The following is a 14724-nucleotide window of genomic DNA, read 5'->3' on the forward strand; positions in this document are numbered from 1 at the left end:
CGATAACGAGGTGAATTGATGTTTGCAGATTTAGTGTTAGTTAATGGTCAAGTAATTACATCAAACAAGGAATACGACGTAAATGAAGCTGTTGCTGTTACTGATAACCTAATTGTTGCGGTGGGAACGAATGAAGAAGTGAAACGATTAATTGGTCCTCAAACGGAGGTAGTGGATTTAGCAGGTAGAAGTTTAGTGCCAGGCTTTATTGACTCTCACCTTTATATTACTTTATTTGGTACAAATAAATTAGGAGTAAGCTGTAAGGAGCCCACAATCGAATCTCTACATGACGTTTTAAAAGAAATTGAAAAAAAAGTGAATGAAACACCAATTGGAAACTGGGTGCGTGTATGGGGATTCAATGAAACCAAATTATTAGAAAATAGATATCCTTCTAGAAAAGAATTGGATCTTATTTCTAGCAATCACCCGATCATTCTTAGGCGCGCCTGTGGTCACATTTCCGTGGTAAATAGCAAGGGGTTAGAGATAGCAGGGATTGATGGACATACCCCAGATCCCGAAGGTGGAATAGTGGTCCGCGATGAAGTAGGAGTTCCTACAGGAGTTTTAATAGAAAACGCACAAATGCCTTATTACGAATTGGCTGATTATACACATGAAGAGCTTCTACAAGGTTTGATGATGGCTTCTAATGATTTTATCGCTTCTGGCATTACCAGTATTCACGATGCAGGTGTCTCTAGCCCGGAAAACTTTAGGGTGATGCAAGAGGCAGTTCGTAACGGACAGGTTCAGGTTAGGACTTATGCAATTGTCTCAACAATCAATAAGTCAGAAGAATTTGTTGACAAGATGATAAAAGCAGGAATTTCAACAGGTCTGGGAGATGAGAAATTTAAAATTGGTCCAGCTAAGGTTTTTACTGATGGGAGTAGTAGCGGGCCAACTGCTGCAATGAGGGAACCTTACACTGATAATTCGGAACATTCTGGTATCCTGTACTTTAGCCAGGAGGAACTTAACCGTATTCTCGGGGAGGCTCATGAAAAAGGGTTTCAGATCACAGCTCATGCTCAAGGAGACCGGGCTATTGAAATGATGCTTAATTGTATTGAAGAGGCATTGAAAAAACATCCTAGAAAGAATCACCGCCATCGGATTGAACATGCAGGAATTACAATGCCTGATTTAGTTGAACGGATGAGGCAATTAGAGGTTATTCCTATTCCGAATCCTGCTTTCTTCCTTGAATACGGTGATGGCTACATTAAAAGCTACGGAGACCGAGTCAATCATATGTATCCAGTTCGTGATTTCATTGATAAGGGGATAATAGCTGCCGGAGGTTCCGACAGTCCGGTCACCTCGTTTAATCCGCTTATAGGAATTCATGGAGCTGTAAATAGGAAAAGTTCAACAGGGCAGGATGTAGGAGGTAACCAGCGAATAGGCGTATTAGAGGCAATCAAGCTGTTTACATGGAATGGAGCATATGCGAGTTTTGAAGAGAATATAAAAGGTAGCATAGAAATAGGAAAGTTAGCAGATTTGGTTGTATTAAACGGTGCAATTCTCGATGTACCTACTGATCAAATTAAAGATATGCAAGTGAATTATACAATAATAGGCGGTAAAGTGGTATTCCAAAAAGAAAGCAATGATATATTATCCAAATCCTAATTAAATCAAGATATCAATTTAAATAGAGATAGATGAAGTATATGTTCCTTAAATAGGAAGGATGAAAGGAATTGAGAATAGGTATAGGTCATATTATGCATGAAACTAATACGTTTTCCGCTGTAAAAACAACTGAAGATTCATTCAAGAAGATTCTTTGGGCAAGAAACGAGGAGGTGTTACGATCTCACGATGGTGTAAAGGATTATATTGGTGGAATGATTGATAAAGGAAGGGAATTAGGAGTTGACCTTATTCCAAGTTTTTCTGCATTTGCCAATCCAGCTGGTACGATAACTAGAGAATGTTTTGAAACATTAAAAAAGGAGCTGTTAACAAATATACAAGGTAAAGGAAAACTAGATGCTATTTGCCTCGCTTTACATGGTGCTGGGGTTGTGGATGGAATTGATGATTTAGAAGGTGAATTACTAAAAGAGTTAAGAAAGATACTAGGCTATGAAATTCCCATAGTCGTCACTTTGGATTTACATGGAAATCTTTCTGAAACAATGGTAAATGAGGCAAATTTGCTATTAGGTGTTAAGTATTATCCGCATATTGATTGTTATGAAACAGGTTTAAAGGCTATGGATTTAACAGTGAAAATACTTCAGGGAGAAATCAACCCTGTAATGGTAATGAAAAAATTGCCAATTTTAATACCAATAGCCGCTGGTACGACGGATATGTCTCCTGCAAAAGATATTACTCAATTATGTCTGGACATGGAAGAACAAACAGAAGTGATTGATTGTACCTTTTTTCATGGATTTCCATATACAGACATTCCAGATGTATCGGCAACTGTCATAACGATAACAGATGGAAATGATGAAATAGCGCAAACTGTCTGCAAGGAAGTGGCCAAGGATATATGGGCTATGAGAGCAAAGTTTTTACGGGAACTTCCTGATCCTAAAAATGGGATGCTCCAAGCGTTATCTATTGGAGAATGTCCAATTATCATTAATGAATCTTCTGATAACCCCGGGGCTGGCGCTCCAGGGGACGGTACTTATTTATTGAGGGAAATGTTAGAGTTTAATATTCCCAAATCATGCTTTGGGTTTATTTATGATCCAGAAGTAGCAAACCTAGCTCACCAGGTAGGGGTTGGTGGAAAAATAGATGTGACCATTGGTGGGAAAACTGATTCCCTACATGGAGAACCAATTGCTCTAACTTCTGCTTATATAAAAGCACTGACCGATGGTAGATTTACCACTTCATCACCTATGATGAAAGGATTTGAATTTAATCTAGGAAAGTCAGTTCGGTTACAGGTTGGGAATGTAGATATTATAGTTTGTTCAGTAAATTGGCAGACGTTAGACGAACAAATCTTTTTGTTACATGGAATTGATGTTACTGAATTTAGGATTGTCGCATTAAAATCAGCACAGCATTTCCGTGCTGGTTTTAAGCACCTTGCTAAAAAGATTATCTCTGTAGATTCACCAGGATTAAGTACGAGTAAAGTAGCTAGCTTTAATTATCAAAGAATTATTAGACCGATCTATCCGTTAGATTGCAATTAATTATGAGTCTCGTGTACCCAACATTAAATAAAAAAGGGAAGGCAATCGAAGGACTCTTTAACAGTGTCTTTTTTGGATATAACGATGATACCAACGTTTCTCTATTGAAGGTGAACCACCACTAATTTTAAAAAAACTTCTAATAGAAAGGGAGTATTTACGAATGAGTGTACATCAAATGCAGGCTAGGAGAATAAGAGATAAAGAGGATGTAATCCGACTTACCCAGTCCCTTGTCAAAATCGAAAGTGTTTATCGCCCCGGAGTTGAAGGGGGAAACGAAGAAAAAGTTGCGAACTATGTAGCAAACTATCTAAGGGATATAGGGATTGAGGTATTTATTGAAGAAGTAGAGCCAGGCCGTCCTAATGTTATAGGCATTGTTGATTCCGGCAGACCCGGAAAAACGTTACTTTTCGAAGGTCATACAGATGTAGTAACGGAAGGAGAACGTGAAGCGTGGAAGTACGATCCATTTGGAGCGGAAATTGTAAATGGAAGAATGTATGGCAGAGGGACAAATGATACAAAAGGAAATCTGTCTTGTATGATTACTGCTGTTCATTCCTTATTAAGAGATAAGGAATACTGGTCAGGGAAAATTATTTTATGCATTCCTTGTGATGAAGAGGGAATGATGATTGGTATTAAACATTTTATCAAACAGGGATGGGCAAAAGATGTGGCAGGAGCTATCATTTGTGAACCTGAAGAAAATGAAGTCTGCATTACACAAAAGGGGGCTATGCGGATTGCCATTAATGTTTACGGAAAAATGGCTCATGGAGCTATGCCTTTAAGCGGGATCAATCCGAATACACGTATGGCTAAAATAATCTGTGAAATTGATAAGTTAGAAACTCTTGAGAAAGAACGTCTTGGAAAGCACGATCTGTTGGGCTGGCCCTCCATAACACCGACAATCTTAATGGGACCTGTTCACGGGGAAGCACAAATTAATGTTGTTCCAGATCAATGCATGACCACATTGGATATTCGAACTATACCTGGCCAAGAGCATAAGGTTATAAAATCTCAATTGCAAAACATAATAGATAAACTTGCTAAAGATGATCCTGATTTTAAAGCAGAAATGGAAGTGATTGAGGAACGTCCATGGACCATTACCGACCGTGATAACCCAGTAGTCACGGCTGTTGCAAAAGCTGCTCAAATCGTTACGGGAAAAGAAGCGGTGTATAACGGAGTCCCAGGAGCAACAGATGGGACATTCCTGCATATGGCTGGTATTCCAATTGTCACGATTGGAGCGGGGGAAAGGGAAGTACCACACCAAATAAATGAATATGTAGATGTTGAAGAACTTGCGGAGACAACAGAAATCTATCGGACTGCCGCCCTTATTTTTTTAAATGGAGAATCATTTTAGTGAAAGGATATTAAATTACTGTACTCCCTTGAAATTGGATAAGTCTTATAGCAGATTTATGCGATTAATAGAGCAAATTCGTAAAAAGCCTTTACTCTTCAAGAGTAAAGGCTTTTTACACTGGGTAAATATTTAAAGTATTAGTTTAGTAACAGGAGCTAAACACTTATTATCGGTGTCGATAACGCAAAATTCAAACATGGTCCAGAGCTCAAGACTTTAGAGGAATAGAGTTTGGCTTACCCTGCTAAAAAGAAACTGTGAAGTGAAAATATGGATGAATACAAGGAAGCCAAAAACGAACTTTTCCAATGTGGCACCACTTTCTCGAATCTCTTCCGTACCCCTTTTCCAGCTAAATGGATTCACTACTTGAGAGGTTATTTAGCTTCTTTAATATCTCTGTAGTTAGTGGTAAAATATCACAGCGTGAAAAAAGCGTGCCTGATAACATTTGTGAAACAACCATTTTCTTAACTTGATGGCGATTGGGACTTACCCTCGGGAGCGTGCAGGACTTTGGTATATTAATTAATTTAAAATAGTTACTGATACGATTCTACCGTTATAATATATTTATATTTCATTTTAGAGGTGAAACAACATAATGAAAATTGGTGTTATAGGCTCAAAGTATTTTTTGGAATCCTTATCTGTCCATTATCCCTTATTTCCTGAAGTACAATTTATTTCCTTTCAGTACGAAATGCCGGAAGAAAGTAGTCTGTTAATAGAAGAAGCTGGTAAACAAACTGATTTAGTATTGTTTTCAGGTTCAATCCCTTTTTATTATGGGTACAAGCAAGTTAAAAGAAATTTCATTGAAGCTATATATGTCCCTTTTGATGAATTGACTGTAGCGCTCTCGTTATTTTCGATTTCTCATCGGGAACAAGTGACTTTGAATGAAATTTCTATCGATTTACCGGATCAAAGCCGGTTAATGAAGGTGCTGGAAGAATCAGAAATCGTAGAAAAGTCCCTTTATGTTAAGGATTACCCTTGGATATATAAGAGGGATGAAGAAACCCAGGCACTAAATATAGCTGAATTTGTCCACTTTCACAGCAAACAATATAGGGAAGGAAAAACCCTTTTTGCACTAACGAGTATTCATGCAGTTTATCAGGAGCTTCAAAGGCTATCCATTCCTTCTAGATATATGGTCCAGCCCAAACATACCTTAATTGAAAGCCTAACAAGAGCTATATCCTTGTTGAAACTAAAGAAAACGGAAGAATCTCAGATTGCTGTTATTTCTATTCAAGATTATCAACAAAATCTTAATGGGAGTGATTCATTTTTAAATTTTTTACAGAAGTTGAGTAAAAGGCTACAAGCTCGTGTTTCTCTTGAATACTTAAATCCATATTTGATTTATACAACACGTGGAGCATTGCAGGCGTTCGAAAACGATTTTTATAATGATATTATCGGACAAATGGAAAGAGAATTTCAAACTTTATTCCAAATAGGTATTGGGTATGGGTATACAATTCAGGAGGCGGAAAAACATTCAGCCCAGGCGTTATTTTTTACTAATAAATTTCTAAAGAGTAAAACGATTGCATGCTTGGTGGATGAAGATCAAAAATTACAAGGACCTTTATTTGAAGAAAATCACCTTGTGGAATTGAAAAACGAGGATGAAACTATTCAAAAACTAGCTAGTGAACTTAAAATGAGTGCAAAAAATATAAAGTTAATTCATCAGTTTATTTCCATAAACAATTTTCGAGCTTTTTCTGCGAGCAGAGCTAGAAGAATACATGAATTGCACCCGACGATCGGCAGAAAGATTCATTAAAAGGCTCATTGAAGGAGGCTGTCTTTTAAAAGGAGGTGAGGAACATCCTTACGATCAAGGAAGACCTCGAAATTTATATTTAGCTACAGAAAAATTCAAGAACCTAACTGGAATTTAAAAATTCAGACTTTACAGAAAAAGGGGATTAGTATATATTATTTTTATTAACGACATATAGCGACAGTATGAAAGGGGAGCTTAGTTTTGATTATCGAACGTTGTGAAATTTATGCCACTCATTTGCCTTTAAAAGAACCATTTGTTATTTCCTATGAAACATATAAGTATATGCCTTCTGTTATCGTAAAATTGATAGCCGATAACGGGCTAGTAGGATATGGTGAAGCAGTACCTGATGAACATGTAACAGGGGAAACGTTTTATGCAACATTCGAAGTATTAAAGCATGTCCTATTGCCTGCTTTGAAACAAGAAAATCCTTTTAATTTGGAAAAAATTCACGACATTATGAATTCGGCCATTATGGGAAATCCCTCAGCAAAAGCGGCAATTGATATTGCCTGCTATGACCTTATGGGAAAATACACAAAATTGCCGATTTATGATTTATTAGGTGGGAAATTTCATGAATCCCTAACTTTTGCAAAGGTTTTAAGTATTGACGAACCAGAGATTATGGCTGAAAAAGCTCAGGAAGCTGTCGACCAAGGATATACTTCGTTAAAACTTAAGGTGGGTTGGGATATTGAGTCAGATGTAGAGCGTATAGCAGCGGTTCGAGAAAAAGTTGGGGAGAAGTTTCCAATTCGGGTAGATGCCAATCAGGGATGGGGAACTTATGCCAATGCCCTTCCAGCAGTAAAAGCTTTGGAACCATTTCACCTTTCATGGTTAGAACAGCCGATTAGAATGGGAGATATTGACGGTCTTGCAGAACTCAAAGAAAAAACAACCATTCCCATTATGGCTGATGAAAGCATCCATCACGGGTACCATCTACAGGAACTAATTAAAAAGAAGGCCGTAGATAAAATCAATATAAAACTAATGAAGTGCGGTGGAATTTATCAGGCAATCCAATTGGCAAAGACAGCTGAGATTGCAGGTATCAGCTGCCAAATTGGGTCCATGGTAGAATCCTCAATTGGATCGTCTGCAGGATACCATACGGCCATTTCACGAAAAAATATTACCAGTACAGAACTGACAGGTCCACTGCTATTCAGTCAGGACATTGGAAATCTTGATTATGAAATTCCCTATGTACATCTTACAAGAGAACCGGGGCTTGGAATTAATATCAACGAGGAAGTTCTTGGGCAATTAACCATAAAAAAAGAGCAAGTTTAATATTTTTATTGAAACCGGATGGAGCAAATCAATTAGGATGAGGTGAAATGATGGAAACTGAAAAAAATAATGTGACAGTTAAGAAAAAGGCATGGTTAAAAGTGCCACATACATATACACTCATATTTATCATAATCATCATGGCAGGGCTTGCTTCATATGTAATTCCTGCCGGTGAATTCGATCGTGTTGAAGATGAGAAATCGGGTAGAATGCTTGTTGTCGACGGAAGCTATCATGCTATTGATCGTGATCCTGTGAGCTTCTTTGACCTTTTCACGTCCATTCCATTGGGCTTAGAAAAGGGAGCCCAGATTATTTTTTATATTTTTCTTGTAAGTGGTGTATTTGGTATTATTCGCACTACTGGTGCAATTGAAGCAGGGGTCTATAAAGGGGTACGATCTCTTGAAGGGCGAGAAAAACTATTAATTCCGTTGAGTATGTTGCTTTTTTCCATAGGCGGCTTTAGCATGGGGATGGCAGAAGAAACCATTATCTTCGTGCCTATAGGGATCGCGATAGCAAGAGCTATGGGCTTTGATGCGGTTACTGGAACGGCTATGATTACCCTTGGTGCTGCTAGCGGATTTTTTGGAGGCATGCTCAACCCGTTCACTGTAGGGGTCGCCCAATCACTGGCAGAAGTACCTTTATTCTCTGGAATTGGTTTCCGTTTTGTTGTATATATTTTTGTCCTGGCATTTGCCATTTGGTATGTCAGCCGTTATGCAAATAAGGTAAAACGGAATCCTGAAAAAAGTGTAATCTATGATATTGAACAAAAAGAAAAACAAACGGCCGGATTAGTTGATTTCCCTGAATTGACCGGACGCCATAAGCTAGTTTTTCTAGCAATGATCTTTGGGCTGGCTTTTAACATTTATGGCGTGTTTAAATGGGGCTGGTTTTTAACAGAGCTCACAGCTTCTTTCTTGATTATGGGTATCGTTAGCGGGCTGGTTGGCGGTTTGCAACTTGGACAACTTTTTGATTCATTTATTGAGGGAGCTCGAGCAGTCACATTTGGTGCCTTGATCGTCGGCTTTGCAAGGGCTATTACAGTAGTTTTAGAAGAAGGTAAAATCATAGATTCGTTAGTCTTTATGGCAGCTTCGGGGATAAGTCACCTACCACAAACATTGAATGTCGTAGGTATGTTCTTCACCCAAGCATTCCTTAATTTATTCATTTCTTCAGGCAGTGGACAGGCTGCGGCTACAATGCCAATTATGGTTCCTATTACTGATATTTTGGGATTGGAAAGACAGCTTGCCGTTCTTGCCTTCCAATATGGGGATTCTGTTACGAACTCAATTATTCCAACGTCCTCAGCATTAATGGGATACCTGGCTATTGCTGGAATTCCATATGAGAGATGGGTTAAATTTATTTGGAAATTAATTCTCGGATGGACTTTGATTGCTTGTTTAGCATTAATAGCGGCAGTCGCTCTCGGTGTCTCCTGAGAAAATAAGGAGCGGTTTGATGAAAGAATTATTGAAGGAAATAGAACCTCAAGTTTTGGAGATTTTCCGCCATCTTCATGAGAATCCTGAAGTGAGCTGGAAAGAGTTTCAGACTACATCTTATATTTCAAAGGTGATCCAACAAAACGGGATTGAAGTGACCACTTTTTCGGATATGCCTGGAGTAATAGGTAAGTGGTCACCAGTGGACAGTATAAGTAATTTAACGATTGGATTACGAGCTGATATGGATGCTCTACTTCAGGATGTGGACGGGACTTTTCGTGCTAACCATTCCTGCGGACATGATGCTCATATGACGATTGTATTAGGTGTCTTGCTTTTATTAAGAAAAATGAAGATTATTCTTCCAGGTACGTTAAAATTTATTTTTCAGCCAGCTGAAGAAGTGGGTGAAGGTGCTTTAAAGATAATTGAAAAACAGGTACTGGATGATGTTGACTTTCTATATGGTCTTCATCTGCGTCCTATTCAGGAAATTAAGAATGGACAAGCTACTTCAGGCATCATTCATGGCTCAGCTGATACAGTATTTGGTGAGATTCACGGATTTGACGGACATGGCGCAAGACCTCATTTAACTTTAAATGCCATTGAAGTGATTAGTGCGATTGTTGAACAAATTAAAGGAATCCGTCTAAACCCGCAACTATCTTATTCAGTCAAAATGACACAGGTTTCTGCGGGAGGGGAAAATGCGAATATTATACCTGGGTCCTCCAAGTTCAGCCTTGATTTACGTGCGCAAACAAATGAAGCGATGGATGAATTGATAGAGAAGGTGGACGATGTCCTGAATAAAATGTCTGTCTTCTATCAATGCCAAATAAGCTTCAAGCACAAAGAAAGAGTTTATGCCGCATCTGTTGATCAAGAAGCAGCAGAATTTATGGAGAAAGCAATCGAAAACACCTTAGGGGCTAAAGGGCTTGTGGGGCCTATTATTACACCCGGTGGAGAGGATTTTCATTTTTATACAAAAGAAAGGCCTGCAATCAAGGCCACAATGCTGGGTGTGGGCTGCGATTTAGAGCCTGGTCTACATCATCCCAACATGGTATTTAATCAGGACGCCATTTTCACAGGAATTGAGATATTAACTAGGGTAGTTATTGAAACTTTTGAAAAATATAACAAATAAAAATATAGTAAATCGAATTCTTATATCGCTATGAATCATTTCAATTATAAAAAAGAGCAGACCTTTATGGTGAAGAAATCGAGGAAGCAGAAAGAATTGTAAGAGCGTTCGAACAGGCATTAGCCAAAGGGGAAGGTGTATTACTATTGAAGGGAAAATGATCGACCTTCCTATTGTAGAACGTGAAAGCGTACCCTTCAATCAGTTAAATTATATCAATCGTGACGACTCCAGTTCCTACTGGAGCTTGAAGGGAGGAATATCTTATGAAGAAGATTAGAATTGGTTCAGGTGCGGGATACGCAGGCGATCGAATTGAACCAGCGATGGAATTAATACAAAAAGGAAATTTGGATTACATAATTTTTGAATGCTTAGCAGAAAGAACAATTGCCCTTGCTCAGCAAGAGAAAATGAAAAATCCTGATATGGGGTATAACCATTTATTGAAGTATCGTATGGATAAGGTCTTATCACTGTGTGTCGAGAATAATGTCACATTAATCACCAATATGGGAGCAGCAAACCCACTTGCCGCAGCTAAGATTGTTAAGAATATAGCAGAGGAAAAAGGCATCCATGATTTAAAAATAGCAGCAGTAAGTGGAGATGATGTGTATCCAAACATCGGGATGTACTTGGAATGCTCAATTATAGAAACCGGAGTACCATTGAAAGATGTGAAGTCTTCCATAATTTCTGCAAATGCCTATATCGGAATTTTTGGAATTGTGACCGCGTTGAAAGAAGGGGCAGATATTGTAATTACCGGCCGGGTATCAGATCCCTCATTAGTAGTTGCACCACTTCAGCATGAATTTGGTTGGCAGGATACAGACTATGAGCTTCTTGGTAAGGGGACAGCGGCTGGTCATTTACTCGAGTGTGCAGCCCAAGTGACAGGTGGTTATTTCGCCGATCCGGGGTATAAGGATGTTCCTGACTTATGGAATGTCGGTTATCCGATCGCCGAAGTACAGGGAAATGGGGACTTTTTTTTAACCAAGCTTGAGGATTCGGGAGGCATGGTTACGGCTGCGACCGTAAAGGAACAAGTTGTTTATGAAATTCACGACCCAACCCAATATCTTACTCCTGATGTTATTGCTGATTTCTCTCAAATAGAAGTGATAGAAAAAGTGATAAACCAAGTGCATATTACTGGGGTGTCTGGAAAAGAGAAGAGTGGACTCTATAAAACAAGCATCGGCTACGTGGACGGATACATAGTTGAAGCAGAAATTAGTTACGGCGGTTCGGGTTGTTTGGAAAGGTCAAGACTGGCGGAAGAAGTAGTGAGACACCGGTTGATTCAGGCTAATATAGAGATTCAAGAAATGAGAATCGATCATATTGGTTCTAATTCACTGTATGGATCTTCTATTTCAGAGCCGTTGTATGACAGAGAAAGGCTATCCGAGGTACGATTAAGAGTGGCTGCCAGGACGGCTGATAAAGGAGCTGCTGATGTGATCGGGCAAGAGGTGGAAGCACTCTATACTAATGGGCCTGCTGGAGGCGGTGGTGTTCGGGTTAATGTCCAAGAGGTTGTATCAATTGCATCCATTCTTATTCCTAGCGAAGAGATTACAATCGAAGTAACGTACGAGGAGGTCGGCAAGATTGAAACTCAAGCAAGTCACTCACTCTAGGTCAGGGGATAAAGGAAATATTTCAAATGTTTCCGTCATCGTCTATCGTATGGAAGATTATGAGAAAGTAAAAAAACAGGTAACAGCAGAAAAGGTTAAGGATTACTTTCACGAAATAGTGAAGGGTGATGTGGTTAGGTATGAACTGCCGAAAATTGGCGCATTGAACTTTGTCATGCAAAACGCATTAGGCGGAGGCGTCACAAAATCACTTACTTTGGATCGACATGGAAAAAGTTTGAGCTCGGCTTTAATGGATATGGAAATCGATATGGAAGCTGATGTGAATGACTCAAATTATTAATTTTCTTACGAAGGCGAGCCAATTATTCAGAGGTTCGTTTTTTGTATTCCGAAATTTTGGGACGATAAAAGTCTATATAGTAATTCTATGTAGATGGTGATGAATGTGTAAAACTCTTCTGTTCAAGTGGGATATCAAAACCAACTGCAATAATGAAGATTTTCTTTCGATTCCTACCTAAGATAAATAAGCTCGACACATTGTTATACGTCACTTGTGGCTTATACAAAACGATTGTGAGGTTAAGATTATTGGGATATGTTATTACTAGTGAAGATACATTCTACAGCTACTTGGTAGTATAAGTTGAAGAGCAAAGAGGGCTGCAGCGAACCTTTCTCTTTCCGTTAAAAATGATAATCAAATAAAAAAACTTGCGGGCAAACACAGTTTGCTGACCTTTTTTCATTTTTTTGTTCATAAGTATATCCGTAAAGGAATAAAAAATCATAAATGTTTTCGATTATTAAGATATGGAGGATAATAAATGAGCGAAGTATGGGAAAAGAAAGCAAGATTCGAGCATCAGTTTTGGTCGCAAATCTTAGGGGATCATTCCCGATTTATCCATGAGTCTTTAGCACCGGTTGAACTAGAAAATATTGAAATTGCATCCGAGTTTATTCAAATATTTGACACTCTCCTTGGTAAAGTCAAATCGGAAGATATTTCACAATTGACTTTTGCGGCAGAAGATGCGGCTTTAAAACTTCGAGAGTTTAAGTTAAACCTAATGAAAAAACATTTAGTAGGGAAAATCAAAATACATCTTTCACCTACATTTCTTAATCATATGGTGAACGAATTAGAAGAATATTTAAGGTTATTAAAACACTTTAAATCCAATCAAACCCCACCAGTTTATCATGAACTTCATCATCATTTGGTTTGGCTGTTAGATGCCGCTGGGCATGCAGGTGCCATATCATCCAATTTGGATGATGTTGAAAAACGATTAAAAGAGAAAAGTGACCAATATACGAAGCATTTTAATGAATATTATATAAAAGCAGTCGAATTGGCGGGATATTTACGGACTAATTTATCCACTTTTCCTGCATTAGAAAAGATGAATGTAGACGTCAAATTAGAAATAAAACTTTTTCAGCACTTTCTAAATGAATTGGAGGAACTAGAACTTAGTGCACAAGCTCTAGGAACATTTTCTCCATTAATGGCGGATCATATGTCGCGTGAAGAATGTTATTATTTGATGAAGCTCGCTGAATCGACAAATTCTGAAAAGCCTAACTGCGATCCAGCCAAACCTAGACTAAATGAGGGTATTTGAACAGCTAACCAGTTCGAAAAAGTGCACGATAAACTTATCTTAATGCACCCAACCTAACATGAAACTGTTAAATAACATAAGCAATCCAAGTTGTATTCACGCTATCAAACGAAGGGTATACGTATTGTAACTTTTATTGAACCTCTGAATTTATAAGTGAATAATTGATCCAAACCTAACTTCAAAATCAGACATTCTGATCGTTTATATAGACCTTATAGTCTAAACATACTGAATTTTTTAGAAAGGTAACATTTTTTTTGATAATAAGATGGGATGTATACTTGTCATTGGTGAAATGTAACCATTTATTTGTCTTAATATCATTACTTCTTTTAGAATCTAACCCTACAACATCCACAACTTGATAAACAAGGTATTTTTTAGTATTAGAAACACAAAAAGGATATAGAAACTTTTCTCTATAAGAAAAGCCCTATATCCTTTAAATTTCTAGCAAAAATGTATTTTCACATTTCTCCAGTGTCATAATTTAATTGCCAAATAATTCCGAACTTATCTGTTACCTGACCATAGAGTTTGCTCCAGAATGTTTCTTGAAGGTCCATAACTACTGTGCCGCCTTCTTTCAGTTTATTAAAGATAGATTTAATTTCATCCATGTTTTTATTAACTACTGCAAGGCTTATGTTGTTTCCTTCAACAAAAGGCATTCCAGGAAAAACATCAGAAAACATTACATTACTTCCCTCAATATTAAGCCTTGTGTGCATAACTAAATTTTTTGCTTCTTCTGGGAGAGGGAATTCAGGGTTAGGTGGTGTTTCTCCAAAGGTCATAATTTGTGGTGTTTCAGTCCCAAAAACCTGTGCGTAAAACTCTACTGCTTCACGGCAGTTCCCATTAAAATTAATATAAACATCAACTGACATTTGTTTCACTCCTATGAATTATATTGTTTTTCATTGCTACATGATTTATTTACATATTGTAACATTTAACTGTTTAAAATCAAAAATATTTCCACGAGTTCCATAAAAAAGGTTTCGACAAACTAGAAATAAAATACGAATACAAATGGAATATAAATTCAGAGAGATTGTAGTATCTACCAAAAAAATTTTGTCACTTTTAGAATACAATCCTTTTTCAATAAACTCCAATCTTCCTTATCCTCGTTTAAATTCAC

The 14724-nt window shown here is 37.8% G+C and carries 11 protein-coding genes; 10 read left to right on the forward strand and 1 reads right to left on the reverse strand.

Annotated elements, in window-relative coordinates:
- The first annotated feature begins 18 nt into the window (after positions 1 to 18).
- The 10 genes from JFU24_RS02290 (at position 19) to JFU24_RS02335 (ending at position 13574) form a co-directional block, all read left to right on the forward strand.
- Positions 19 to 1647 (forward strand): amidohydrolase, encoded by a 1629-nt coding sequence (locus JFU24_RS02290; protein WP_201249430.1) that lies wholly within the window; start codon positions 19 to 21, stop codon positions 1645 to 1647.
- A 71-nt stretch (positions 1648 to 1718) separates the two neighbouring features.
- A complete protein-coding gene (locus JFU24_RS02295; protein WP_201249431.1) occupies positions 1719 to 3188 on the forward strand; it encodes a M81 family metallopeptidase in 1470 nt (489 codons plus the stop codon).
- A 163-nt stretch (positions 3189 to 3351) separates the two neighbouring features.
- On the forward strand, positions 3352 to 4578 hold the full coding sequence (locus JFU24_RS02300) for a M20 family metallopeptidase (RefSeq protein ID WP_201224445.1): 1227 nt from the start codon (positions 3352 to 3354) through the stop codon (positions 4576 to 4578).
- Positions 4579 to 5185: 607 nt separating this feature from the next.
- Entirely contained in the window at positions 5186 to 6385 is a 1200-nt protein-coding gene (locus JFU24_RS02305; protein WP_201224446.1) for a MarR family transcriptional regulator, read from the forward strand.
- Between the two features lie 204 nt (positions 6386 to 6589).
- Complete coding sequence (locus tag JFU24_RS02310) at positions 6590 to 7696, forward strand: mandelate racemase/muconate lactonizing enzyme family protein (RefSeq protein ID WP_057214457.1); 1107 nt, start codon at positions 6590 to 6592, stop codon at positions 7694 to 7696.
- Between the two features lie 50 nt (positions 7697 to 7746).
- Entirely contained in the window at positions 7747 to 9165 is a 1419-nt protein-coding gene (locus JFU24_RS02315; protein WP_201250858.1) for a YfcC family protein, read from the forward strand.
- Positions 9166 to 9184: 19 nt separating this feature from the next.
- A complete protein-coding gene (locus JFU24_RS02320) occupies positions 9185 to 10327 on the forward strand; it encodes a M20 peptidase aminoacylase family protein (RefSeq protein ID WP_201224448.1) in 1143 nt (380 codons plus the stop codon).
- 266 nt (positions 10328 to 10593) lie between these two features.
- On the forward strand, positions 10594 to 11979 hold the full coding sequence (locus JFU24_RS02325) for an acyclic terpene utilization AtuA family protein (RefSeq protein ID WP_201224449.1): 1386 nt from the start codon (positions 10594 to 10596) through the stop codon (positions 11977 to 11979).
- Complete coding sequence (locus JFU24_RS02330; protein ID WP_201184780.1) at positions 11951 to 12283, forward strand: AtuA-related protein; 333 nt, start codon at positions 11951 to 11953, stop codon at positions 12281 to 12283. Before JFU24_RS02325 ends, JFU24_RS02330 begins: the two co-directional genes overlap by 29 nt.
- A 487-nt stretch (positions 12284 to 12770) precedes the next feature.
- On the forward strand, positions 12771 to 13574 hold the full coding sequence (locus JFU24_RS02335; protein WP_201249432.1) for a DUF2935 domain-containing protein: 804 nt from the start codon (positions 12771 to 12773) through the stop codon (positions 13572 to 13574).
- A 470-nt stretch (positions 13575 to 14044) separates the two neighbouring features.
- On the opposite strand, the gene JFU24_RS02340 is transcribed toward JFU24_RS02335, so the two are convergent.
- Complete coding sequence (locus tag JFU24_RS02340; protein ID WP_201184774.1) at positions 14045 to 14467, reverse strand: VOC family protein; 423 nt, start codon at positions 14465 to 14467, stop codon at positions 14045 to 14047.
- Positions 14468 to 14724: the final 257 nt, after the last annotated feature.

Source organism: Peribacillus sp. TH27 (assembly GCF_016650915.1).
Taxonomy (GTDB): Bacteria; Bacillota; Bacilli; order Bacillales; family DSM-1321; genus Peribacillus; species Peribacillus butanolivorans.

Coding starts and splice junctions, on each gene's coding strand:
- JFU24_RS02300 (WP_201224445.1), top strand. CDS start 3,352: ATGAGTGTACATCAAATGCAGGCTAGGAGAATAAGAGATAAAGAGGAT.
- JFU24_RS02320 (WP_201224448.1), top strand. CDS start 9,185: ATGAAAGAATTATTGAAGGAAATAGAACCTCAAGTTTTGGAGATTTTC.
- JFU24_RS02340 (WP_201184774.1), bottom strand. CDS start 14,467: ATGTCAGTTGATGTTTATATTAATTTTAATGGGAACTGCCGTGAAGCA.
- JFU24_RS02325 (WP_201224449.1), top strand. CDS start 10,594: ATGAAGAAGATTAGAATTGGTTCAGGTGCGGGATACGCAGGCGATCGA.
- JFU24_RS02315 (WP_201250858.1), top strand. CDS start 7,747: ATGGAAACTGAAAAAAATAATGTGACAGTTAAGAAAAAGGCATGGTTA.
- JFU24_RS02335 (WP_201249432.1), top strand. CDS start 12,771: ATGAGCGAAGTATGGGAAAAGAAAGCAAGATTCGAGCATCAGTTTTGG.
- JFU24_RS02290 (WP_201249430.1), top strand. CDS start 19: ATGTTTGCAGATTTAGTGTTAGTTAATGGTCAAGTAATTACATCAAAC.
- JFU24_RS02305 (WP_201224446.1), top strand. CDS start 5,186: ATGAAAATTGGTGTTATAGGCTCAAAGTATTTTTTGGAATCCTTATCT.